The sequence below is a fragment of the Desulfovibrio legallii genome, from assembly GCF_900102485.1.
In the GTDB taxonomy this organism is placed as follows: domain Bacteria; phylum Desulfobacterota; class Desulfovibrionia; order Desulfovibrionales; family Desulfovibrionaceae; genus Desulfovibrio; species Desulfovibrio legallii_A.
On the sequence record NZ_FNBX01000012.1, the window covers coordinates 43,294 to 67,112 of the forward strand.

The 23,819-nt window shown below is 67.1% G+C and carries 22 protein-coding genes; 6 read left to right on the plus strand and 16 right to left on the minus strand.

The window, feature by feature from the left end; genetic code table 11:
* Positions 1–51: 51 nt before the first annotated feature.
* From BLS55_RS08270 to rplM, 9 genes are all read right to left on the minus strand, one after another.
* The gene (locus BLS55_RS08270; protein WP_180365427.1) at positions 52–2,676 is read right to left on the minus strand and encodes a M16 family metallopeptidase; all 2,625 of its coding nucleotides are present in this window, start codon (positions 2,674–2,676) and stop codon (positions 52–54) included.
* 122 nt (positions 2,677–2,798) lie between these two features.
* On the minus strand, positions 2,799–3,521 hold the full coding sequence (locus tag BLS55_RS08275) for an ABC transporter ATP-binding protein (RefSeq protein WP_092154283.1): 723 nt from the start codon (positions 3,519–3,521) through the stop codon (positions 2,799–2,801).
* Positions 3,522–3,539: 18 nt separating this feature from the next.
* The gene (locus BLS55_RS08280; RefSeq protein ID WP_092154220.1) at positions 3,540–4,358 is read right to left on the minus strand and encodes an ABC transporter ATP-binding protein; all 819 of its coding nucleotides are present in this window, start codon (positions 4,356–4,358) and stop codon (positions 3,540–3,542) included.
* Positions 4,355–5,392 carry a branched-chain amino acid ABC transporter permease gene (locus BLS55_RS08285; RefSeq protein WP_092154222.1) on the minus strand — a complete coding sequence of 346 codons (1,038 nt, stop codon included), beginning with the start codon at positions 5,390–5,392 and terminating at the stop codon, positions 4,355–4,357. The genes BLS55_RS08280 and BLS55_RS08285 overlap by 4 nt, the downstream gene beginning before the upstream one ends.
* Positions 5,392–6,285 carry a branched-chain amino acid ABC transporter permease gene (locus BLS55_RS08290; RefSeq protein ID WP_092154224.1) on the minus strand — a complete coding sequence of 298 codons (894 nt, stop codon included), beginning with the start codon at positions 6,283–6,285 and terminating at the stop codon, positions 5,392–5,394. The genes BLS55_RS08285 and BLS55_RS08290 overlap by 1 nt, the downstream gene beginning before the upstream one ends.
* Positions 6,286–6,408: 123 nt before the next feature.
* On the minus strand, positions 6,409–7,554 hold the full coding sequence (locus tag BLS55_RS08295) for an ABC transporter substrate-binding protein (protein WP_092154226.1): 1,146 nt from the start codon (positions 7,552–7,554) through the stop codon (positions 6,409–6,411).
* 141 nt (positions 7,555–7,695) lie between these two features.
* Entirely contained in the window at positions 7,696–9,477 is a 1,782-nt protein-coding gene (locus BLS55_RS08300; protein ID WP_092154228.1) for a YcaO-like family protein, read from the minus strand.
* Positions 9,478–9,855: 378 nt separating this feature from the next.
* On the minus strand, positions 9,856–10,248 hold the full coding sequence (rpsI, locus tag BLS55_RS08305) for a 30S ribosomal protein S9 (RefSeq protein WP_092154230.1): 393 nt from the start codon (positions 10,246–10,248) through the stop codon (positions 9,856–9,858).
* An 18-nt stretch (positions 10,249–10,266) separates the two neighbouring features.
* Positions 10,267–10,701 (minus strand): 50S ribosomal protein L13, encoded by a 435-nt coding sequence (gene rplM, locus BLS55_RS08310; protein WP_092154232.1) that lies wholly within the window; start codon positions 10,699–10,701, stop codon positions 10,267–10,269.
* Positions 10,702–11,022: 321 nt separating this feature from the next.
* Between rplM and BLS55_RS08315 the strand changes: the two genes are divergently transcribed.
* The 5 genes from BLS55_RS08315 to BLS55_RS08335 all read left to right on the plus strand — a co-directional run bounded on the left by BLS55_RS08315 (position 11,023) and on the right by BLS55_RS08335 (position 15,553).
* Positions 11,023–12,264: an HD domain-containing protein gene (locus tag BLS55_RS08315; protein WP_092154234.1), complete on the plus strand. Its 1,242-nt coding sequence runs from the start codon at positions 11,023–11,025 to the stop codon at positions 12,262–12,264.
* A gap of 2 nt (positions 12,265–12,266) precedes the next feature.
* Complete coding sequence (locus tag BLS55_RS08320; protein ID WP_092154236.1) at positions 12,267–13,007, plus strand: translation initiation factor 2; 741 nt, start codon at positions 12,267–12,269, stop codon at positions 13,005–13,007.
* 12 nt (positions 13,008–13,019) lie between these two features.
* Complete coding sequence (gene larB / locus BLS55_RS08325) at positions 13,020–13,718, plus strand: nickel pincer cofactor biosynthesis protein LarB (protein WP_092154238.1); 699 nt, start codon at positions 13,020–13,022, stop codon at positions 13,716–13,718.
* Complete coding sequence (gene larC / locus BLS55_RS08330; RefSeq protein WP_092154240.1) at positions 13,700–14,557, plus strand: nickel pincer cofactor biosynthesis protein LarC; 858 nt, start codon at positions 13,700–13,702, stop codon at positions 14,555–14,557. The genes larB and larC overlap by 19 nt, the downstream gene beginning before the upstream one ends.
* Positions 14,558–14,632: 75 nt before the next feature.
* Complete coding sequence (locus tag BLS55_RS08335; protein ID WP_092154242.1) at positions 14,633–15,553, plus strand: adenine nucleotide alpha-hydrolase family protein; 921 nt, start codon at positions 14,633–14,635, stop codon at positions 15,551–15,553.
* On the opposite strand, the gene BLS55_RS08340 is transcribed toward BLS55_RS08335, so the two are convergent.
* From BLS55_RS08340 to BLS55_RS08365, 6 genes are all read right to left on the minus strand, one after another.
* Positions 15,535–16,659 (minus strand): tRNA-specific 2-thiouridylase, encoded by a 1,125-nt coding sequence (locus tag BLS55_RS08340; protein ID WP_092154244.1) that lies wholly within the window; start codon positions 16,657–16,659, stop codon positions 15,535–15,537. The genes BLS55_RS08335 and BLS55_RS08340 overlap by 19 nt on opposite strands.
* Before the next feature lie 164 nt (positions 16,660–16,823).
* Positions 16,824–17,615 (minus strand): amino acid ABC transporter ATP-binding protein, encoded by a 792-nt coding sequence (locus BLS55_RS08345; RefSeq protein WP_092154246.1) that lies wholly within the window; start codon positions 17,613–17,615, stop codon positions 16,824–16,826.
* Positions 17,602–18,402 (minus strand): amino acid ABC transporter permease, encoded by an 801-nt coding sequence (locus BLS55_RS08350; protein WP_092154248.1) that lies wholly within the window; start codon positions 18,400–18,402, stop codon positions 17,602–17,604. The genes BLS55_RS08345 and BLS55_RS08350 overlap by 14 nt, the downstream gene beginning before the upstream one ends.
* A gap of 85 nt (positions 18,403–18,487) precedes the next feature.
* Entirely contained in the window at positions 18,488–19,231 is a 744-nt protein-coding gene (locus tag BLS55_RS08355; RefSeq protein WP_092154250.1) for a basic amino acid ABC transporter substrate-binding protein, read from the minus strand.
* A 64-nt stretch (positions 19,232–19,295) separates the two neighbouring features.
* Entirely contained in the window at positions 19,296–20,036 is a 741-nt protein-coding gene (locus BLS55_RS08360) for a basic amino acid ABC transporter substrate-binding protein (RefSeq protein WP_092154252.1), read from the minus strand.
* Positions 20,037–20,457: 421 nt separating this feature from the next.
* Positions 20,458–21,144 (minus strand): NYN domain-containing protein, encoded by a 687-nt coding sequence (locus BLS55_RS08365; protein WP_092154254.1) that lies wholly within the window; start codon positions 21,142–21,144, stop codon positions 20,458–20,460.
* Positions 21,145–21,331: 187 nt separating this feature from the next.
* Here BLS55_RS08365 and BLS55_RS08370 point away from each other — a divergent pair, with 187 nt between their 5' ends.
* Positions 21,332–22,684: an O-antigen ligase family protein gene (locus BLS55_RS08370; protein WP_092154255.1), complete on the plus strand. Its 1,353-nt coding sequence runs from the start codon at positions 21,332–21,334 to the stop codon at positions 22,682–22,684.
* A gap of 125 nt (positions 22,685–22,809) precedes the next feature.
* On the opposite strand, the gene thyX is transcribed toward BLS55_RS08370, so the two are convergent.
* Positions 22,810–23,628: an FAD-dependent thymidylate synthase gene (thyX, locus tag BLS55_RS08375; protein WP_092154257.1), complete on the minus strand. Its 819-nt coding sequence runs from the start codon at positions 23,626–23,628 to the stop codon at positions 22,810–22,812.
* Between the last annotated feature and the right edge of the window lie 191 nt (positions 23,629–23,819).

Consider the following 23,819-nt stretch of genomic DNA (forward strand, 5'->3'; position numbering starts at 1 on the left):
GTTCACAAAAGTTCCCTTCCCCCCACACGGTTTCTTTCTCTGACGCCTCTCCTACGGCTGCAGCAGCAGGTCGTAGCGGTTGGCGGGGGTAAGGTAGACGCGGGCCGCGGTCTGGATTTGTTCCGGGGTGAGTTTGGCGGCCTTATCGATAAGGGCCAGGTCAAAGCCCTGGGGGCGGCCCAGCACGGCGTCCGTAGCGGCGTCGCCGGCGCGGGCGCCCAGGCTTTGCCGGTCGCGGTAGTATTCGCCGCGCAGGCGGTTGGCGGCGGCGCGCAGCAGGTCTGCGGGCAGGGGTTTTTCCTGCACCTGGGCAATGATTTTGGCGAAGCCCTGACGGGCCTGCGCCACCTTGTCCGGGGTGGTGCCGATGTAGAAGGCCATCATGCCGGCCAGAGGCATGGCGCGGTAGAAGGCTGTGACTGTGTAGCCCAGGCCTTCCACATCGCGCATCTGGCTGAACAGCAGGCCGCTCTGGCCTGAGAGCACGGCCTGAAGCAGCAGCAGGGCCGGGGCGTCCGGATGGTCGGGCGGCACCGCGCGAAAGACCTCCAGCACATGGGCCTGGTTGCGGCCGGGCAGGTGCAGATCCAGTTTTTTGTCCCTGCCCCAGGCGGGCAGGGCCACAGAGAGGGCCTGGCCCTGAGGCGCGGGCAGGCTGCGGGCAAAGGCCAGCACAGCCTCGCGGTCAAAGTCTCCGGCCACGGCCAGCACCCAGGGCTGGCGCAGCTGTTGCGCCCAGAAGTCGCGCACGTTCTTGGGGCTGAACGCGGCCAGGGTTTCCGGCGTGCCCAGGGGATCCAGCCCGTAAGGCTGCCCGCCGGGATAAAGGAAGGGGTTAAGGCGGGAGAACAGCAGGGCCGTGGGCCGGTCCGCCCGCTGGCGCAGGGCGGCAAGCATGTCCTTGGTCTCGCGCCGCACTTCCTGTTCCTCAAAGCGCGGTCTGGTCAGCAGATCTTGCAGCAAGGCGAAGTAATCCGCATTGAAGCGGGCCGGGCCGGTGAGCGAAACGGTAAAGGTCTGCAGACCGGCAGTAGCGTCCAGGGAGGCTGCGCGCTGGGCCAGCCAGCGCTCCACGCCCTGGGCGTCCAGGTCGGCGCAGCCGTCGGTGAGGGCCCGGGCCGTGAGCCCGGCCAGGCCCTGGCGCGCTGCGGGCAGCAGCGCGTTGCCGCCGGGGAAGGAGAGCTGCAGGGCCGCATAAGGCACGGTGGCATCGGGCAGCAGGATGAGCGTGCGGCCCCCGCCCAGGTCAATGGTTTCGGTTTTGCCGGCCTCGGCCGCGGCTGCCGGTGCGGCGGTCTGCGGCGCAGCGGGGGCGGGCCAGTTGGCGCGCAGGATGGCTTCCAGGTCGGGCAGTTGCGCTTTCTCCGGGGCCAGCACCCGCACGCGCAGGGCTTCGGGCCGCAGCCAGCGGCCCAGGGCCGCCTGCAGACGGGCCTGATCCACACTGCGCAGGGCGGCGCGCAGATTGGCCTCCTGCTGCGCGCCGCCCAGGTCGAACTGCACGCTGCCGGTCCAGGCCGCCAGGCCGCTGAGGGTCTCCGCCGAGCGGTCCATGCCGTCTTCCAGATTAAACACGGCCCGGCGCACGCTCTCCGGACTGAAATCCGCGGCCTTGAGCGCGGCCAGATCCTTGGTCAGGCCCTGCCAGAAGGGCGCGAGCTTATCCGCGTCCATCTGGGCCGTAAGGTAGAGCAGGCCCGCGCGGGCCAGGCTCATGTTGCCCATGCCGATGCTGTCCGCCAGCTGCTGTTCGTACTTGTACTTGCGGTAGAACAGGGAGGTGCCGTCCCCGCCCAGCAGGTAGCTGAGCACGTCCAGATCCGTGGAGCGCACGTCGCGCAGGGAGGGCGCGGGGAAGGCCAGGCCCAGGTAGACTTTGCTCCAGGGGCCACGGATAATTTCCACCTGCGGGCCGCCGGGGGCCGCGCGCAGGTCCGCGGGGGCGGGTTCCGCCTGATCGCCGCTGTTGGTCAGCCCGCCGAAAAGCTCGCGGGCGTGCTCCAGCACGGCCTTGGGGTCAATATCGCCCGCCACCAGCAGCAGCATGTTGCGCGGCTGGTACCAGCGGCGCACATAGGCCCGCAGATCGTCGGCCGTAACGGCGCGCACCGTGTCCTTGTAGCCGATAATGGGCCGCCCGTAGACGGTATTGTGCAGGGTGGAGGTCTGGAGGCTCTCGAACAGGCGGCTCATGGGCTGGTCCTGGTCGCGCTCCAGCTCGGAAATGACCACTTCTTTTTCCGATTCCAGCTCCTTGGGATCCAGGGAGGCCTGGAAGGCCATTTCCTTAACCACGTCCATGCCCGTGCGCCAGTGAGCCGCGGGCATATCCGTAATGAACCAGGTTTTGTCAAAGCTGGTGGCCGCGTTAAGGTAGCCGCCCAGGGCCTCCACGTCCTTGGCCACCTGCCCCTTGGGCCGGTGCTCTGTGCCTTTGAAAACCATGTGCTCCAGCAGATGGCTGATGCCCGCCTGGGCCGCCGTCTCATGGGAGGAACCCGTGCGCACATAGAGGCGCGTGGCCGCCAGGGGGAAGCGGGCGTCTTTGACGATGCAGACCGTCAGCCCGTTGGGCAGCCTGGTGAGCAGCGTGTCCTTGCCCGGCGCGGCCTGCGCAAGGGACGCCGCCAGCAGCAGCGACAGAAAAAAAAGACCAAACAAACTATGGCGTGCCATATATGCTCCCGTAAAGGTTTCGTCATGCCGCAGGGGCTGTTGGCCCCTGAGAAAACACAACGGCGCGCCCCTGGTGCGGGACGCGCCGTGACTATAGCAGGCGGGCGGGCAGGGGGCAACGCCTAGCCGCCCAGGTATGCCTCTTTAACCTTCGGATTTTCCAGTATTTCCTTACCAGGGCCTTCCAGCGCCACCCGGCCTACCTCCAGGATATAGGCGTAGTGGGCCACGGAAAGGGCCGCATAGGCGTTCTGCTCCACCAGCAGGACGGTCTTGCCCTCCTGATTGATGCGCTGGATGATGGCAAAAATTTCCCGCACCAGCAGCGGGGCCAGGCCCAGGGAGGGTTCGTCCAGCATGAGCAGGTCCGGCCGGCTCATGAGGGCGCGGCCCACGGCCAGCATCTGCTGTTCGCCGCCGGAGAGGGTGCCGCCCTTCTGCCAGTTGCGTTCCTTAAGGCGGGGAAAGAGGGTGTAGACCCAGTCCAGATCTTCGGCTATGGCCGGGGCGTCCGAACGGGAATACGCGCCCAGGAGCAGATTTTCCTCCACCGTCAGGTGCGGCAGAATGCGCCGCCCTTCCGGCGAGAGGGAAATGCCCTGCCGGACCATGTCTTCGGGCTTGAGCCCCCGCAGAGAGACGGACGGTTCGCCCTCGTGCCGGGTTAGCAGGATATCCCCGCCGATGTGCTTGTTCAGCCCGGCTATGGAGCGGATGATGCTGCTTTTGCCCGCGCCGTTGGCCCCGATGAGGGTCACGATGCTGCCGCGGGGGATGTTCAGGCTCACGCCCTGCACAGCCTGGATGCCGCCGTAGCGCACCTGAAGGTCTTTGATTTCAAGGATATTGCCCATACGTTGCCCCTATCGGCCGCCCGCGGGCGCGTCCTCGCCCAGGTAGGCGCGGATGACCACGGGGTTGCTGCGCACGGCGTCGGGGCCGCCCTCGGCGATCAACGCGCCGTATTCCATAACCCAGATGTACTGGCACACGCCCATGACCACCTTCATATCGTGCTCAATGAGCAGAATGGTCAGGTTGAATTCGTCCCGGATGTGCCCGATGAAGTGCATAAGCTCCAGGCTTTCCTGCGGGTTCATGCCCGCGGCGGGCTCGTCCAGCAGCAGCAGGCGCGGCTCCGTGGCCAGGGCGCGGGCGATCTCCAGGCGGCGCTGGGCCCCATAGGGCAGGCTGCCGGCCTGGTCGTCCAGGTGCTCGCTCAAGGCCACCCGCTCGGCCAGTTTCCGGCTTTTTTCCGCAATGGCCGCTTCTTCCTTATAGAAGGGCGGCAGGCCCAGGGGGGCCATCCACCAGGGGCAGTGCCGCCGCACATGGCAGCCCACCATGATGTTCTCCAGCACGCTCATCTGCTGCGAAAGGCGGATGTTCTGGAAGGTACGGGCGATGCCCAGGCGGCAGATATCGTTGGGGCGCAGGCCCTTGATGCTTTTGCCGTCAAAAAGCACGTCCCCTTCCTGCGGGGTGTAGAAGCCGCTGAGCACGTTAAAGGCCGTGGTCTTGCCCGCGCCGTTGGGCCCGATGATTCCGGCAACGGCCCCCTGGGGCAGGGCCAGGGTCAGGTCGCTCACGGCCGTGACGCCGCCAAAGCGCATGGTCACGTTTTTGGCCAGCAGCAGGGCCCCGGCGTAGTCCGGGGGGGTAGGTGCGGTGTAGGCGCTCATGCCTTGCCCCTCCTCAGAAGGGCGTTAAGCCCCTTCCAGGTCAGTTCCCTGGCGCCCATGATGCCCTCGCGCCGATAAAGGATGATGCCCAGCAGCACCAGAGAGAACACCACCATGCGCATGCCGGGAATGCCCGGCAGCTCAATGAAGCCCAGGTCCATGGGCTCCTCAATGGCGCGCAGCCATTCCAGCAGAACAGTGATGACGGCCGCGCCCAGAAGGCTGCCCGTCAGGGAGCCGAGGCCGCCCGCCACCACAAACATGAGCACGTTGAAGGTCAACAGAAAGTTGAACATCTTGGGGTCGATGGTGGAAAGGTGGCTGCCCAGCAAGGCCCCGCCCACCCCGGCGAAGAACGCGCCCACGCAGAACGAAAGCACCTTGTAGCGGAAGACGTTGATGCCCATGACCCGGGCGGCGATTTCGTTATCCCGGATGCAGCGCAGCACGTTGCCGTAGTTGCTGAACACGAGCCGCGCCAGGACGATGAGGGTAAAAAGCATCCAGACGTAGCAGGAGAGCAGCGAGGCGTGCCCCGGTATGCCCTTGATGCCCAGCGAACCGTTGGTGATGCTGGTGGCGTTGACGATGAGCACGCGGATGATCTCCGCAAAGCCCAGGGTGGCGATGCCCAGGTAGTCGTCGCCCAGGCGCAGCACGGGCACGGCGATGATGAAGGCAAAAACCGCCGCCACCAGCCCGCCGGCCAGCACCGAGACCCAGAAGGGCGTCATGAGCTCGGAGAAAGGCCAGATGATGGGTTCCAGAATCCACATCATCTCTTTCTGCTCCGGCGGCAGAATGCAGAGCGCCGAAACATAGGCCCCAATGGCGATAAAACCCGCGTGCCCCAGCGAAAAGAGCCCGGTAAAGCCGTAGATAAGGTTGAGCGAAAGGGCCAGGATGGCGTTGATGAAAATGAGCTTCGCAATATAGATCTGGTAGTCGCCGAGGAAGCTCTCCGCCTGCCAGAGAACGCAGGCCCCCGCCAGCATGAGGGCGATGCTCAGGATTGTGCTGGTGTTCAGGCGCATCAGATTTTCTCCTCCAGGCTTTCGCCGAGGAGGCCCGTGGGCTTGAACAGCAGCACGAGCACCAGCAGCACAAAGGCGAAGGCGTCGCGATAGCCCGAAAGCTCCGGCATGAAGGCCACGGTCATGATTTCCACAAAGCCCAGAGCCACCCCGCCGATGACCGCGCCCTGAATGGAGCCGATGCCCCCGAACACGGCGGCGATAAAGGCTTTCAGCCCCGGCATGATGCCCATATACGGATGCACCTGCGGGTAGCGCAGGGCCCACATGATGCCGGAGGCCGCAGCCAGAGCCGAGCCGATGCAGAAGGTCAGGGCGATGATGTTGTCCACCCGCACGCCCAGGAGGCGCGTGGTCTCAATGTCCTTGGAAATGGCCCGCATGGCCAGGCCGGGCTTGGTGCGGTAGACCACATAGAGCAGAATGCCCACCAGCACGATGGTCATGGAAGGCACAAAGGCCGTGAGGGGCAGAATGCGCACGCCGCCCACCTGCCATTCCGAAACCAGCCATTCGGGCTGCAGCACGGGCCGGGGCTGGCCGGTAAAGACCACCACGGCCAGACTTTCAATAAAAAAGGACACGGCAATGGCGCTGATGAGCGCCGAAATGCGCGGGGCGTCGCGCAGGGGGCGGTAGGCCACCCGTTCAATGATGACGCCAAGGAGACTCGCGCCCGCCACGGAAACCACGGCCGCCACGCCCCAGGGCCAGCCGAAGGCGAACGTGCCGAAAAAGACGAAGTAGGCCCCCACCATCAGGATGTCGCCGTGGGCGAAGTTGATGAGCCGCAGAATGCCGTAAACCATGGTGTAGCCGATGGCGATCAGGGCATAGAGCGAGCCCAGGGTGAGGGCGTTGAAACAGTGCTGCAAAAACATGTCAAGGCTCATGAGCCACCTCGGCGCGGCCCCGCGAGGCAACGGGCGCAAAGCGCCCCGCTTCGGCCGGGCAGCGGCAGAAAGAGAAAAAACGCCCCGCGGCGATTGCCGCCGCGGGGCCGGAAAGGGAGCGGTTTATTTGGGCGTCACTTCGCCCACATACACGCGCTTGCCGCCCTTGTACTCAATGATGCCCACGGGCATTTCGGCATCGTGGGTTTTGTTGATGGTCAGCGAGCCCAGTGCGGTGGGCAGATTCTTGGTTTCGGCCAGGGCCGTGGCAATGGCTTCGGGCTTGGCGGAATTGGCGCGCTTGATGGCGTCGATGATCAGGAAGTAAGTGTTGTAGCCCAGCGCGCCGTTAACGTTGGTTTCCTTTTCAGGATAGGCGGCCTTCCAGGCTTCGGTAAAGCGCTTGGCTTCGGCGCTCATGTTGGGCATCTGGGGGTCGTAAGGGAAGGTGGTGTGCAAAAAGCCTTCCGCGGCCTTGCCGCCCAGCTTGAGGGTATCGGGGTTATCCATGGCGTCCGCGCCCATAAGGCGGAACTTGGCCCCCAGCTCGCGGGCCTGCTTCATGATGATGGCGCCTTCGGCAAAATAGGCGGGCATGAAGACGATATCGGGCTTTTTGGCGATAAGCTCGGTGAGCTGAGCCGTAAAGTCCTGGTCGCCGGAGCTGTATTTGAGGTTGGCCACCACTTCGCCGCCCAGCTTCTTGAAGGAGCGGGTGAAGAAGCTGGAAAGGCCCACGGCGTAGTCGTTGGTCATGTCCATGAGCACGGCGGCCTTTTTGAAGCCCAGGGTCTCATAGGCATAGGTGGCCGCGGCCGCGCCCTGATAGGGATCGATGAAGCAGGCGCGGAAATAGTATTTCTTGCCCTGGGTCACCAGCGGATTGGTGCAGGAGGTGCCCACGCCGGGAACCTTGGCCTTTTCGGCCACTTCGGCCCCGGCCATGGCCAGGGAGGAGCCGTAGGTGCCGATAAGGGCCACCACTTTGTCGCGCTCCACCAGGCGCTTCACGGCGTTGGCGGCTTCAACCTTGTCGGACTTGTTGTCCACCACCACCAGATCCACGGGGCGGCCCAGCACGGTGGGCATTTCCTTGTGCGCCAGGCGCACGCCTTCCAGCTCCAACTGACCGCCGAAGGCGTTCTGCCCGGTCAGGGGGAGGTATACGCCGATTTTGACGGGGCCGGCTTCAGCGGCCTGGGCCTGGCCCGCCACGCCGAAGGACAGCGCCAGCCCGGCCAGCGCCACAAGCAGTTTACCCAATTTCATCCTTCTCCCTCCGATAATTGTGGTTCCTGCCGGCCTCAAAGCAAGACCGGCCGTTGGCGGTACTCTACGCCAGATAGGGGGCGACCGCAATTGTTCCGCCCCGTTGGCGTCACAAAATCTCCGCACGCGCCCCGGCGCGCCTCAGTCCGCCGCAGCCAGATAGCGGGCAAACAGCCGCGGGCCGGGGCGCGAAAAGCGCTCCCACTCCGCCGTCAGGGCCAAGCCCGGCGCAAGAGCCCGCACCACGGGCAGGCCCAGGTCCGCACGGGTCAGCTCCACATACAAAGGCCGCCGCCCCTGGGCCGTCAGCGTTTCCTCCAGCAGGCGCAGCGCCGCCGCGGGCGAAGGCAGGCTCAGGTCCGGCAGGTCTTCCAGGTCGCGCACGGGCAGGCCCGCCAGGCCGGGGCCCGAAGGCCGGGGCGGCGCGCTCCGCAGCGGGGAATAGGGCCAGGGCGTTTCCGTCAGCGCGGCCAGAGCCGCCCGCGGGCCGCACAAATTGGCCCCGGTGGCGCGCACCACCGTCCCCTCCGGCCCCAGCACAAAACACTGATACACCGGCAGGCCCAGCTCCGTGGTCAGATCCTGAAACTGCACCCGGACGCCGCAGGCCGCGTAGTCCTCCAGCAGGGCCTGCAGGCGCGGATCCCGGCTGCGCAGGCAGAAGCAGCGCGTGCGCCGGTAGGGCGTGGTGGCCTCGGCATCGCGCTCGGCAATCTCCGTCAGCGCCGCCACCTTGGCCTCCTCCAGCGTATTGCCCGATGCCAGGCCCGTGGAGCCCCCGGCCAGAAACAGGGCCGGTTCATCCAGATTGCAGAACAAAAACACCGCCTGGGCCGGGACCAGCACCGTCGCACCCGCAGGGTCTCTGGCGGGCAGCCAGTGGAGGGGAAAATCCGTATACGGCGCTTCCAAGGGCAGCGCGTTGGGGTCCAGCGCCTCCCGCCCCTGGGCCCGCAGCTCCGAAAGCCGCGCCCGCACCAGGGGCAGCTCGGCCTTGCGGTCGGCAATGCGCCCCGCCGCCGCGCCGCCCTCCTCCACGCTCACATAGGCGCTGGCGCGCTCCACAATCTCCATGGCGCAGGAAGCCCTGGCCGCGGCCAGCGAGAGCCCGCGCCCGTAAGCCCTGGCCGTACCCCGCAGATTGTGGCGCACGGCCCCGTTGCGCACGCTCACGTCCACCCGCCAGTCGCGCAGCAGGGCAATGGGGGCCAGCGAGGCCTCATGGCGCATTTCCCGGCCCTCCACCAGCCCGGCTTCCATAAGGGCGTCCTGAGCGCGCAAAAATGTCTCCTGGGCCGGGGGCCGCCGCCAGGCCGGCCCGGAATCGGCCGCCAGCCGGGCGTGCAGCCGCCGGAGTTCCCCGGTCTGGGCCTCCATATCCGCCAGAACGGCGCGCAGCCGCTCTTCCGCAAAGAGGGGCGGCAGGTCGGTTTCGCCCCAGCGGGGCAAGGGGTGGTGCTCGCAGATATTGGCGCGGAACAGGGCGCTCCAGGCGGCAGCAGCGGCAAAGTCGGGCTGCGCGGCCGCGCGCAGATACACGGCCGGGGTGGCCTCCAGGGCCGCGTCCCGCGCCGTGGGCGGCAGGGCCGCCTCCAGGCCTTCCAGCCCCGGCAGAAGCAAGGCGCACTCCCGCAGCAGCGCGGCCAGGGCCGGACGCGGGCACCCCTCCGTGGCCGGGTCCGTGCAGCGGGCGGCCAGGGCGTGCAGATCCTCCGGACTTTTTTCGCCCAGCAGACGCAGAAGATGCAGATGGAGAAAATCGTCCCACGGCGTGGCTTCCAGGCGCTCCAGCGCGGCCTCGAAGCTGAGGGATGCGGGGGGCACGCAGGCGAAGTAGCCTGTGGTGGCCTGGGTGCGCTCGTGGGTATAGGCGTAGTCCAGCGGCTCCGGGGCAGCGCCGGCGGAAGGGATATGGTGGCTCATAAACGCTGTGCCCTTGCAGCTCTTGCGCCGGGGACGCGCGCACCGCGGCTCCAAGGCCCTAGTTTGCCGCCGCGCAAAGGCCGCGGCCATGACCGCCGCCCCACGGCAAGGGCCGCGGCACAAAAAAAGGCGGACCGTACAGACCCGCCCAGACGCTTTTCCGTCACTGATCCGGCCCCGGAGACGCCAGCGGAACCGGCAGAACGCCCGGGCCGCAACAGGAACCGCCTTCCGTCGCCCCGGCAGCCTTCCGCAGCCTTCTTGCGGGCCGCAGCCGGATTGCGGGCCGCGCCGGGCAGAAGTCCGGGGCAAGGCCCGTGCGCGAGGGCCGCCCCGCCTTGCTCTGCTGAGCGCTGCGGCGCGGCCCTCGCGACCATATTAACGTTTGGAGTACTGGTACCGGGCGCGGGCTGCGCGCAGACCGTACTTTTTACGCTCTTTCTTGCGGGCGTCGCGGGTGAGGAACCCGGCCTTCTTGAGCATGGGCCGCAGGGCGGGGTCCACGGCCAGCAGGGCGCGGGAAATGCCGTGGCGCACGGCCTCGGCCTGGCCGCTCACGCCGCCGCCGGCCACGTTAACGCGCACGTCCAGCTTCTCGGCCAGCTTGGAAAGAACCAGGGGCTGGCGGATGATCATCTGGAGGGTCTTGCGCGGGAAGTATTCCTCAAACGCGCGGCCATTGACCACAATGGCCCCGGAACCGGCGTAGACGCGGGTGCGGGCCGTGGCGGTCTTGCGGCGGCCGGTGCCGTATTCAAATTTTTCGCTCATGGCGTTCTCCGTCCTTGGCTAGTGCGTCAGGGTCAGCGGCTGCGGGTTCTGGGCCGCATGGGGATGCTCGGCCCCGGCATAGATCTTGAGTTTCTTGAGCATGGCCCGGCCCAGGCGGTTCTTGGGCAGCATGCCGCGCACGGCGGACATAAGCGCCCGGTCGGGGTGCTGGGCCAGCACGTCGCCGAGCACGGTGGTCTTAAGACCGCCCACCCAGCCGGAATGCCGGTAGTACTTTTTGTCCTGCAGCTTGTTGCCGGTGACCTTGATCTTCTCGCAGTTGACCACCACGATGAAGTCCCCGTTGTCCATATGCGGGGCGAACTCGGGCTTGTGCTTGCCGCGCAGGCGGTGGGCGATCTGGCTGGCCAGACGGCCGAGCACCTGATCCTGAGCGTCCACCACAAACCACTGGCGGTTGATGTCCTTGGGGGTGGGGCTGAACGTTTTCATGGGAATGACTCCTCACTCTGCAAATATCGGCGGCCGTCAGGCAGCTTGGCGTTTCAAACCCGCGATGCGCCGCCCAACGGGGAATGACGACAGTATCGCAGCAAAGGAAGCTTCAATACAGCAAAACGCGCCGGCGTGTCAAGGGGCGGAACGCCTTTTGCGCGCCGCAAGGGGCGCGGGCCCCACACGGGCCCGGCCTGCCCGGCCCGAAGCGGAAGCGATGCGTCCCCCCCCGGCCGAAAGCGCTGCGAAGCGCTTGAGCTTTACACCATGAGACCCTATACTGCCAACTGTTTTTTGTCGGCATACCGGGAGGCCCCCATGCCCGTCATCCGCAAGAGTCTGCTGGAGCTCATCTTTTCCGGCGCGTATCTGCTGCGCTGGAACGACAAGCTGCGCCCCGTGGAGCTGCTTGAAATCGACAAGCAGGCCCACAAGATGCTGCTGGCCTGCGTGCTCTGGCACGAATACAGCCGCGGCGCGGACACGGCCCGGCGCGTGGCCCTGGCCACGGAAATCGTCGAAGGGGGCCTTTTTGACTACTTCTACCGGGCCATCATCACAGACATCAAGCCGCCCATCTATTATCGGATCAAGGAAAACCCCCGCCAGTTCCGTGAGCTTACCGAGCACGTCCTGCAGCGCCTGGCGCCTTCTCTGGCCCCCCTGGGCCCTTTCTGGAAGCGCATGCGCGCCTGGCACCTGAACCCGGACGAAGAAAGCCCGGCCCGGCGCATCCTCACCGCCGCCCACCTCTATGCCTCCCAGTGGGAATTCCGGCTCATCGAACCTTGCAACGCCCCCTTTGACGACGAGATGGGCGACATCGGCCAGTCCTTCCCCGACCGGCTGGACGGCTTTGCCGACCTGCCCGGCCTGGCCGCCATGCGCACCCCCCGCACGGCCCTGGCCCGGCTGGCCAACCTCTGCGGGCAGCTGCGCTTCCAGATCCGCTGGACACAGGCCCCGCGCATCCCTTCCACCTCCGTGCTGGGGCACATGTTCATTGTGGCCTGCCTGGCCTATTTTTTCAGCCTCACGGTCAAGGCCTGCCCGGCCAGGGCCGACAACAACTTCTTCTGCGGCCTGTTCCACGACCTGCCCGAAGTCCTCACCCGCGACATCATCTCGCCCGTCAAGCAATCCGTGGCCAGCTTGCCCCCGCTCATCAAAGAATATGAAGAAGCGGAGCTGGAGCGCCGCTTGTTCGCCCCCCTGCGGGACGAAGGCTTTACCGGCCTGGTGGACCACATCGCCTACTTTCTCGGTCTGGAAGTGGGCTCGGAATTTCAGGAATGCGTCCGCCGCCAGGGCCGCGTCCTTGCTCTGGACGACTTCAACGCCCTGCAGCGCGAAGGCAACACGGACGATCAGGACCCCAAGGACGGCCGCCTGCTCAAAGACTGCGACAACCTTGCCGCTTTTCTGGAGGCCCACAGCTCCATCCGCAACGGGGTTTCCTCGCCGCATCTGCTGGAGGCGCGCGTGCGCCTGCTCACCCGCCTGCGCGAAAGCCCCCTCGCCTGCCTTAATCTGGACGCCCTGCTGGCGGATTTTGACTGACCATGCGCCGCTGCCCTGCCCCCCCCTTCGCCGCCCTGCTGGCGGCCCTGCTGCCCCTGATCTTCCTCTGGGCGGCCCGCCCGGCCACGGCCCTGACCATCGCCAAGGGCGTGCCCTTCTACGCCAGGGACATGGAATACTATTACCAGGAAAAACGCGCCGAAACCCTGCCCGGCATCCTGCGCACCTTTGACGCCCAGGGCGTGCTTGCCGACAGCCGCAAACAACTGACCCTGGCCGCCTTTCTGGCGGAAGTGCTGCGTCGCGACCCCACGGCCCGGCAGCGGCTCCTGCCGCCCCAGCCCGGCCTGAGCCGCGACGGCCGCCGCACCCTGGCCTGGACCGCGCACCTGGCCCTGCTGCCCGACGCCGCAACGCTGATCCACAGTCTGCTGCAGCCCGAAGAGGCCCTGCTGCAACGCCAGATTGCCGAGAGCCCGGCCCCCCTGCTGCGCTGGAACCTCTATGCGGAAAAGACCGTGCTCCAGATGTACTGGACCGCCTACTTCGCCTCCGGCGACACGGCCTATCTGGATCCCATTCTGGAAGCGGCCCTGCGCTACGCCAGGCTCAACGCCGCGGGCCTGCAAAAAGACCCGAACTTCCCCGTCTGCGCCGCCGCGGCCGCATCCCTCTATGATCTGGCCCCCCGCCACGCAGCGGTCAACGCCCGCGTGGCGCAGGCCCTTGACCGCTGCTCCGGCCCGGAGGCCGCAACCCTGCGCACCATCCTGCGCCGCTGAGCTTACACCGCCATGACCAACCAAACCACCAACTACGGCGTGCTGTTTGACCACGGCCGTCACGCCCGCATCGGCCTGCCCGAAGCCGTTTTCTGCCAGGGCAAGCCCCGCGAGGCCGTACTGGGCCTTTTGCGCGACCGCGCCGCCGACGCCGCACCCGTGCTGTTCACCAGGCTTGCGCCTGAGGTCTTTGCCGCCGCGCCTGAAGACCTCCGCGCCCGCTACAACTACCACCCCCTGTCCCGCACGGCCTTCACCCGGCCCCTGCCCCCCAAGCCACACGGCCGCGTCGCCCTGGTCTCCGCCGGCACGGCCGACGGCTCCGTGCTCTGGGAGGCCGCCCGCACCCTGGAATATCTCGGCATCACCCGCCTGGTGATTGAGGACAACGGCGTGGCCGGGCTCTGGCGCATCACCGCCAGCCTGCCGGATCTGGCCGCCGCCGACGCGATCATCGTAACGGCGGGCCTGGACGCGGCCCTGGCCTCGGTGGTAGGAGGGCTTACCCCCCGGCCGGTCTTCGCCGTGCCCACCTCCGTGGGTTACGGCATGGCCCGTCACGGCCAGACGGCCCTGGCCGCCATGCTGGTGAGCTGCGCGCCCGGCGTGGGCGTCATGAATATCGACAACGGCTACGGCGCGGCCTGCGCCGCGGCCAGGATCATCAATCTTCTCAACGACAAGGAATCCTCATGCCCCGGCAAACCCTGACGCCGCCTCAGGCCGCGACCGCCCGCGGCCGCCATGCCCCCGCCGCGCACGCGGAGGCCCACCCGCACCACGGGCCGGAGCCGGGCGCCCCCGACGAAAGCCCTGTCGGCGATGTGGTGCTGACTGTCCGGCCCGCCTCCGGCCTTTCCGGCGACATGCTCCTGAGCGGCCTGGCCGCCCTGCTGGGCCTGGACGCCCCGGCTCTGGACGCCCTGACGGAAGAGCTGCGCCTGCCCGCTCTGCGCGGCGTTTTGCGGCTGGAAGCACGGCAGGTCAACGGCATCGCCGGCGTGGGCTGCCGCATCCAGCTGCCCCACGAGCACAGTCACCGCAGCCTGGCGGACATCCTCGCCCTGCTGGACGCCAGCGCCCTGCCCGCCGCCGCCGCCGATCTGGCCCGCCAGGCCTTCACCGTCCTGGCCGCCGCCGAGGGCGCGGTACACGGCAAAAGCCCGGAGCAAGTGACCTTCCACGAAGTGGGCGCGCTGGACAGCATCCTGGATATCTGCCTCGCCTGCCGCCTGTTCACCCTGCTGGCCCCCCGGCGCTTTGTGTGCAGCCCCCTGCCCCTGGCCGACGGCACGGTGCACTGCGCCCACGGCTGCCTGCCCGCTCCGGCCCCGGCCGTGCTCCACATGCTGCAAGGCGTGGCCGTGCAAGGCTTTGACGGCCAGGGCGAAACCGTCACCCCCACCGCGCTCTGCCTGCTCAAAGCCTTCAGGGCCGATTTCGGGCCCTGGCCCGCCATGACCGTGCGCAAAAGCTGCATCAGCTATGGCGACAAAGTCTTCCCCCATGTGCCCAACGGCGCACTCTGGGCCCTGGGCACGGCCCTGTAAGGGGCGCCGCGCGCGGCTGCCTCCGGCGGCCAGAGGAGCGCGGCCCCCTTGGAACCCCATGACAACAGGAACGCTATGAACCCTGCCGCAACCACCGCCGCCCTGCTGCCCGACCGCCTGCGGGAAATTCTCCACGGCCTGCCGGTCTGCGCCGTGGCCCTTTCCGGCGGGCTGGACAGCCGCTTCCTCTGCCACGCGGCCCTGCTCTGCGGCTGCCGCGTGCTGGCAGTACACGCCGCAGGCCCGCACGTCCCCGCCCAGGAAAGCGCCGCCGCACAGGCCTGGGCGCAACAGCGGGGCCTGCCCCTGCTGCCGGTGCGCTATAATCCCCTGCCCTTGCCGGAAGTGGCCGCCAACAGCCGCCAGCGCTGCTATGACTGCAAACGCGGGCTCATCGCCGTGGTGCGGATAGTGCTGCCGCTGGCTCCGGCAGCGACGGCCCTGGCCCCCGTTCCGTCCGGCCCCTCGGCGCGGGCCGCCCCTCTTCCGCTCTGCGACGGCACCAACGCCGACGACATGACCGCCTTCCGCCCCGGGCTGCGGGCGCTTAAGGAAGGGGGCGTGCGCTCTCCCCTGGCCGAAGCGGGCCTCGCCAAGGACCACATCCGTCTTCTGGCCCGGCAGACCGGCCTGGACCAGCCTGACCAACGCGCCCGGCCCTGCCTGCTCACCCGTCTGGCTTACGGCCTGACGCCTACGGAAGACCTGCTGCGCCGCCTGGCCGCCGCCGAGACGGCCCTGGCCGCCCTGACCACGCCCAAGGCAGGGTCTTCGGCGGCCGTCGCTATGAAAAAAAATGCGAACAGGGCTGAGGAACCCGCCCTGGGGGACTTCCGCCTGCGCGTCACGCCCGAACCCCTGCTGCAGGTCCAGCGCCTGCCCGCAGCCCTGCGCCCGCAGGTGGAGGCCATCCTGGCCGCGCACGGCTTTGCGCCTTGCGCCATCCGCCTGGGCGACGCGGTGAGCGGTTTTTATGATCAAAAAGACGCTGTCTGAGGCCCCTGCGCCATAGCCGTCACCACCCCGGCGGCCAGCACGCGGCCCTGGCCGTCGTACACGGCGGCCACCTGCCCGGGAGCCGTGGGGAAAAGCGGCTCCGCCAGGGCAATGCGCAGCCCGCCGTCCGGGGCCAGCGTCACGCGGGCGGGGACTGGCCGCTGGCGATAGCGCAGGCGGACGCGGATATCCGGCGGCCAGCACGCCACAGGCAGCATCAGGTTGGCCGGGGCCGTGGCGCAGCGGCGGATGCCCAGAAGCGCGCGGGGCCCCACCACCAGGGCATTGGCGACGCTGTCCTTGGCGAGCACATACAGGGGCTCGCTGTAGGCAATGCCCAGGCCCTTGCGCTGGCCCTCGGTGTAGCGCCAGAGGCCCCGGTGGCGGCCGATTTCGCGCCGCCCGCCCTGGCCATCCGCCAGCAGCACCGGGCCGGGAGCGGGCGCGGCCAGCCCGGCGTTGCGCCAATGGCGCTCCAGAAAGGGCCGGTAGGCCTCATTGCCCGCGCCTTGATCCGGCGGGGGCACAAAGCAGATATCCTGACTTTCGCCGGGCAGGGGCACGGCAAGCCCGGCCTGGGCCACCAGCGCGCGGGTAGTCGCCTTGTCCTGCCCGGCCAGGGGGAAACGGGCGCGGGCCAGGCGCTGGCGCGGCACCAGACTCAAAAAATAGCTCTGGTCCTTGGCGGCGTCCGCCGCCGCAGCCAACAAGGGCAGGTCCGGCCTGTCCGGGCCGGAAACCAGCCTGGCGTAGTGGCCCGTGGCCAGGCTTGTGGCGCCCAGAGCCAGGGCCGCGTCCAGCAGCGCGCCGAACTTGATTTCCCGGTTGCAGCGGGCGCAGGGATTGGGCGTGCGTCCGGCGGCGTAGGCGGCGGCAAAAGGGGCGAGCACCTCCCGCGCGAAGACCTGGCGCAGGTCCGCCACATGCAGGGGCACGCCCAGGGCCGCGCAGGCCGCGGCAAGGCCCGCGGGCGCGGTTTCCGGCCCCTCCGGGCGGAACAGACCGTGCAGGGCCAGCACATCGTGCCCTGCGCGCCGCAGAAGCAGCAGCGCGCACAGGCTGTCTACGCCGCCGCTTACGGCCACGGCTACGGTTTCTTTTTGCATGGCGCACCTTCGCGCATCCGGTCATCCAGGCGCGCTGCGGATTGCAAGGGTTGCGGGCGCGTCTTCTCCGGCTTCTGCCCTGCCCGAAGGATGGGGGCGTGGGGGGCAGGGAGCTTTTGCAGGCAGAAGCTCCCTGCCCCCCAAAGGCATTCCCGTCCCAAGCCCTACAAAATCTGGTTCAGAAACTGGCGCAGCCGGGGGTGGCGGGGGGCGGTAAAGAGGTGCTCTGGCTTGCCCATTTCCACGATCTGGCCCTGGTCCATAAAGATAAGGCGGTCGGCCACGGTGCGGGCGAAGCCCATTTCGTGGGTAACGCAGACCATGGTCATGCCTTCTTCGGCCAGTTTGACCATAACGTCCAGCACTTCGCCCACCATTTCCGGGTCCAGGGCGGAGGTGGGCTCGTCAAAGAGCATGATGGCGGGCTGCATGGCCAGGGCGCGGGCGATGGCCACACGCTGCTGCTGGCCGCCGGAGAGCATGGCGGGGTAGACGTTGGCCTTATCGCTGATGCCCACTTTTTTGAGCAGGGTCAGGGCGCGGGCGTCGGCGTCCTCGCGGGAGAGCTTGCGCAGGATGATGGGGGCCAGGGTCAGATTTTCCAGCACGGTCTTGTGGGGAAAGAGATTGAACTGCTGAAAGACCATGCCCAGGTTCTGGCGCATTTCGTTGATGTTGTTCTGGTCGCTCTGGATGTCCTTGCCCTGGACCATGATGCTGCCCTGGTCAATTTCTTCCAGGCGGTTGATGGAGCGCAGCAGGGTGGATTTGCCGGAGCCGGAAGGGCCGATGATGACCACGCGCTCGCCGGGGGCGATGTCCAGGCTTACGTCCTGGAGGGCGGGCAGCGCGCCGAAGTATTTCCAGACGTGGTCGATGGAAATGATGGGCGCGGCCGGGGAAGCTGCGGCGGCCGGGGCGGCGGATGCGGACGCGGCGGGGTTACTTTCCGTCATAGTAGTTCAACCTGGATTCCATGATGCTCACGGCTTTGGAGAGGACCAGCGTAATGATGAGGTAGAGCAGGGCCACCATGGTGTAGGTTTCAAAGTACAGGTAGGTGGTGCCCACAAAGCTGCGGGCGCGCTGCATGATGTCCGGCACGGCCATGATGGAGACCAGAGAGGTATCCTTGAGCATGGCGATGCATTCGTTGCCCACCGGGGGCAGAATGGTGCGCATGGCCTGGGGCAGCACCACATGCCGCATGGTCTGGTAGCGGTTGAAGCCCAGGGAGCGGGCGGCCTCGCTCTGGCCTTTGTTGATGGCCGTGATGCCGGCGCGGAAAACCTCGCCCATGTAGGCCCCGTAGCAGAAGCTGATGGCCACCACGGCGGAGGTGATGCCGCTCACCTGCACAAAGCGCGACATGGCGTAGTAGATGTAAAAAATCTGCACCAGCAGGGGGATGCCGCGGATGACCTCCACATAGGTGGAGGCCACAAGGTTGATAAGGCGGTTGTCCGAAATGCGGCCGAGCCCGGTGAACAGGCCCAGGGGCACGGCACAGCAGATGGAGAGCAGGGTTATTTTGAAGGTAATGAATACGCCGTCCGGCAGATAGAGCAGGATGCGAAAATAGGGTTCCGGCCAGAGCAGACAGAGGGTGCTGAGGGTGATCACCGCCCCGGCCAGAGCCAGGGACCAGGCGTTGATAAGCCGCCATTCGCGCGGATCGGGGATGGAGGCCCCGTCCGTGACCATGATGATGTTGCCCTTGCTGCCGTCTTTTTTATCCTGCATGTCGGTCTCTTATAAGGCAAAAGGGGGCGACGGGCGGCCGGGGAGGCCCCGGACGCCCGCTTTGACGCGGATGCAAGGCGGCGGGCTAGCGCGCCGCGCCCATCCATTTGTCCAGCAGACGGGCTTCCTCGCCGGAGGCCCGCACAGCCTTGATGCCTTTGTTGAGTTTTTCCACCAGGTCCTTGCGGCCCTTGCGCACGGTAAAGCCGTAGTATTCTTTTGCAGCCGTTTTGAAGGAGAGGTTGAGCTTGCCCGCGGTGTCCGGCTTTTTGTTGGCGTAATAGAGGGCCACGGGGTCGTCGCAGATCACGGCGTCAAGGCGGCCGCCCAGCATATCCTGGATGGCCAAGCCCACGTCGTCGTATTCCTTAAGGTCCACAGCCACGCCGGACTTGCGCATGACAAAGACGCCCGTGGTGCCGATCTGGCCGCCCACCTTCTTGCCCTTGAGGTCGGCCAGGCTCTTGATGCTCTTGCCAGCGGGCAGCACCACGGCCTGGGCCACTTCATAATAGGGATCGGAAAAATCGAACTGCTTTTTGCGCTCTTCGGTGATGGTGGTGGCGGCGGCCACGATGTCGTACTGGCCGGTGGCCACACCGCCGAAGATGCCGTCCCAGGCAATGTTGCGCACATCCACGGTAAAGCCGGCGGCCTTGGCCACGGCCTTGATGTACTCCACGTCAAAGCCCGTGGGCTGTTTGTTTTCGTCCAGCAGCTCCATGGGGGGCCAGGTGCAGTCTGTGGCCACCACATAGTGTTCTGCGGCGCGGGCGGGCGCGCAGAAAAGCAGCAAGGCCAGCAGGGCCAGGGTCAGATGACGGCTCATGCAATCTCCTTCCAGCGGCAGCGGGGCGTCCGGCGCATGGGGCCGGACGCCCCGCGTCCGTTTGTCAGTTTTTGCCCATCCACTTTTCGATGAGCTTTTTGTCCAGGCCCGAGGCCTTGACGGCCTTGATGCCCTTATTGAGCTTTTCCACCAGGTCTTTGCGGCCCTTGCGCACGGTAAAGCCGTAGTATTCCTTCTCGGCGGCCTTGAAGGAGAGGTTCAGCTTGCCCGCGGTGTCGGCCTTTTTGTTCACATAGTACAGGGCCACGGGGTCGTCGCAGATCACGGCGTCGATGCGGCCGCCCAGCATGTCCTGAATGGCCAGGCCCACGTCGTCGTATTCCTTGATTTCCGCGCCCACCTTGGCGTTGCGGATAACGAAGATGCCGGTGGTGGCGATCTGACCGCCCACCTTCTTGCCCTTGAGATCGGCCAGGCTCTTGATGCTCTTGCCAGCGGGCAGCACCACGGCCTGGACCACTTCATAATAGGGATCGGAAAAATCGAACTGCTTTTTGCGCTCTTCGGTGATGGTCACGGAAGAGGAGACAATGTCGTACTGGCCGGTGGCCACGCCGCCGAAGATGCCGTCCCAGGCGATGTTGCGCACTTCCACTTCAAAGCCGGCGGCTTTGGCGACAGCGCGGATGTAGTCGGTGGAGAAGCCCTCAGGCTTTTTGTCGGCGCTCAGCATTTCCATGGGGGGCCAGGTGCAGTCGCTGGCCACGATGTACTTTTCCGCGGCCAGGGCCTGACCGCAGCACAGGGTCAGCGCCAGCAGAGCAAGAGTGATTCGGCGAAACATGGAACCTCCTTAACGATGGGGTTGGCGGGTTCAATGGCCGGGGCGGGCAGCGCGCCCGGCGTCGCTCATGCGGATGCGCGCCTGGCCCTCAGCCCCGTGGGGCGTCGGCCGGCCGCGCGCCATGCTCTCCTGCTGGCGCCTGGGGGGACGCGCGCCGCCCTGCCGCGGCCCGCAAGGCCGGCAAAACGGCGAACTGCCCTGCTTGGCAGACGAACCCGACGCGCGGCGGCGCGCCGGGCGGCCCCGCAGGCGGGCAACCAACCAGAAAAGAACGTGTTTCTATGTAGCTTCGGGCGCGGGCCGCGTCAAGGGCGGTTCGCGCCCGCGCACGGCCCAACGTCGGCGCGCGCAGGGCCGAAGGCTGCCCCCCCTTGCGGGGGCAGAGGTTCAAGGGCCGCCGGCGCCCTGCAGGGGCGGCGCGCTACCAGCCGTTGCCCGGCGCGGGCTCCGCGGTGTCCTCTCCGTCGTCCCCGCCGCGGCGCAGTTCCGCATCCGCCGCCCCCTCGTCCGCGGGGGTGGCCAGGTGGGGCTGGCGCGGGGGTTCGTTTTCCGCATCCTCTGTCCGCTCGTCGCGCAGGGCCTGCTGCAGAAACCAGTCTTCGCGGATGCGCCAGGAGGCCGCCGCCGTGTAGGCGGGCGAAGAATAGCCCACGGAAAGCACGAGGGTGCGGCGGGCGTGCTCCTGCAAACGGATGAGCAGAGGCGTGAAATCCGCATCGCCGGAAAGGATGATGAATTCGTCAAAATGGGTGGAATGCGAGAGGTCGTCCATGCAGTCCATGACCAGATGGATATCCGTGCTGGTCTTGCCGCGCGAGGTCAGGGGCGGACAGTCCACCACCTGAAAGGCGCTGCGGATGAAGGGATTGCGGAATTCCTGATAGCGCTGCGGGTTGAGGTAGCACATGCGCTTGAGGATGCGCCGCCGCACCCCTTCGCCGTACAGAATGCGCAGGGCGTGGTTCTCTATCCAGCGTACCCAGCGGTAGGGCGTGGAGCCAAAGGCCCGCGCCGCCTCCGGGTCAATTTCAAGAAACCTGGTGTAAATGTTGTCAAAATCCACATAAAGCGCACTGAGCACTTCGTCAAAACCGGTAAATCTTGCCATATGTTCCTCTAAAAAAAGACTGGGCCAAGGTAAAAAAGTGAGTATATTTTCTGCAGGCCGCCAAAGCAAGGATTTTGCTGGGTGTTGCCATCTTTTCAATCCCGTTCTAACCTGATAAATTGCCGCCGCGCAATGGCCCGGCCGCACCAGGCGCTGGGCCGCTTCGCAATTTTTGCAAGGAGCGCGTATGGAAGTACAGGTACACAGCTGCCGCCCGGCGGCGAGCCTCAAGGCCGGAGCCGCCGCCCTGGCGGCCTGCGCCGCACGCCTGCGCGCGCAGGCGGTTGCAGTCTGGCGGGATCCTACGGGCGCAGCGCCGCACGCCTGCCTTTTCTGGTGCTTCTGGTTCTCTCTCGCTTCCTTTCCCGCGGGCTACGGCCTGCGCGAGGTCATGCCGCCCCTCTGCTGCATTTTCCTTCTGCTCTACTACCGCCGCGCCTGGCGGCAAAGCGTGCTCCGCCGCCTGCCGGTCCGCCCCCTGTTCTATTGCCTGGGGGCCATGGTCCTTATAGGCGTGGTCTTTTCAGAAGACGTGCCGACCTCCCTGCTCCACGCGGGCACGGGCGTCAACAAAGGTTTTATCCTGCCCTTTATCGCCATGGAGTGCGTGCGGGACGAAAAAGACCTGCGCCGCCTGGTCTGGGCCTGCGTGCTGGCCTGCTTCTGGCAGGGGCTGGACGGGCTGTGGCAGGCGCACACGGGGCGGGACTTCATCATGGGCTACCCCTGCAACGCCGGGCGGCTCACGGGCAGCCTCGGCGACTACACCGTGGGCAACTACATTGCCCTGGCCCTGGTGCCGGCCTTTGCCCTCTGGTTTGTGCTGCGGCGCACGCTGACGCCTGCGGCCACGGCCTTTTTGTGGCTGGCGGCGCTCTGGCCCGCCTTTTTTCTGCTGGTGGGCGCGGCCAGCCGCAGCGGGGCCCTGGCCCTGGCCGCCGCCGTGGGCCTCTGGTTTGTGTTGGCCTGGCCTGAAGGCCGCCGCCTTAAGCCCGCCCTCTGCGCCCTGGCGGTGCTGCTGGCGGTGCTGGCCCTGCAGGGCCGGGCCAAGGTGGATGCCGTGCTGGAAGACGGCCGCTGGAGCCTCTGGGAGCTGGGCTGGCGCGTCTTTGAGCAGCACCCCTGGCTGGGCAGCGGCGCGGGCACCTATAACGAGGCCTTCCGCGCCCTGGGCCTTGCGCCGGAAAAAGACCTCATCACCATCAGCCACCCGCACAATCTGTATCTGGATATCCTCTACGCCCACGGCCTGCTGGGCTTCGCCCTGGGCATGACCGCCCTGCTGGGCTTTCTGTGGTGGGGCTACCGCCGCATCCGGCCGCGCCTGACCGCGGAACGGGCCCACGGCAACGGCAGCGTCTACTGGCGGCTCACGGCCTGGTTCTGGCTGGGCTACGCCGCCTGGCTCGCCAACGGCGTCTTCGGCCACGACTTTTACCGCATCTGGTGGCTGGGCCTGGCCATGAGCCATCTGGGCGTCATGCTGGGGGCCGTGGTCAATGGGCCGGACCCGGCCGCCCCGGAACCAGCGGCAAGCTGAACGCACACGGCTGCGGCCCGCAACGCGGCCCGTGCCCCGGCGCTGCACCGCCGGCAGGCCATTGCCCTTGGGCGGCCCGCCGGGCCCTGCATCGGGAGGCCTGCGCCGCCGATTGCGGCGCGCCGCTACGCCAGGTCGTCCCCGTCAAATTCGTCCGCCGCCGGGGGCAGGGGGGCGTCCTTGTCGCCCGCGCGGGCGCGCAATAGCTCCAGGGCGGCGTCCTTGGTCAGGATGCGGCCCCGGCAGCGTTCATTCTGCAGGCGGTTTTCCGGGCAGTAGCCCAGCTGCACGCAGTTGGGGCCAGCCCCGGCAAAAAGATCCGGCGCGGCCTTGCGGCAGAGCCGCAGCATCTGCCAGGCCAGGTGGCGGATCTCGTGCTGGGCGTTGCGGCAGCAGCGGATGGCGAACCAATCCAGCAAGGCGTGGGCGTTCATGCCGATAATGGCCTTGAATTCCGTGGCCTGGGGCTTGAGGTAGCGCAGATCCTCCTCGGGCAGACCAGCGTCCAGCCCGGCCTCGTACCACTGGCGGGAAAGGTCTGCCAGATCGCGCCCGCTGAGAGCCGCCGCGCGCCCGTCCGGCAGGGTCACCTGCGCGGTGAAATCCGCCACCCGGCGGGGGTAGACCACACTGTAGCGGCGCTTGCCGCCCAGCTCCGCCCGGCCGGACTTGATAAGGTAGGAGGCCAGCCGCTTGCGCACCAGCTGCACTTCGGTAACGCGCGAGTAGCCCTCCACGCCGAAGAGGAAAAAATCGAACTCCAGCGCCGCGCGGTGGCCGGATTCCAGAATATTCCGCACAATCCTGCGGGAATAGGGCGAGGCCGCAATCTCTTCCAGGCTGCGTTCGCTGCGTACAAAGCGGGCGGCTATGTCCGTGTGGATTTTGCCGCCGCCCGCCAGCAGCACCACCTTGCCGTTGCCCGTAAATTTTTCGTCCAGCATGTCTTTATGTCACCCGCGCCGCAGCGCTGTTTTCTGCTTGGTGTACACCCTGCGCGGCGTCCGCCGCGGGGAAGGCGCAGTATAGGCCAAAGCCCCACCGGCGGCAAGGCGGCGGCGCGGCGGCGTGGCCGTTGCGCGGCGGGGCCGCCTTCAGCGTCCGGTCGCGCGGCGGGCCGTGGGGCCAAAGCCTT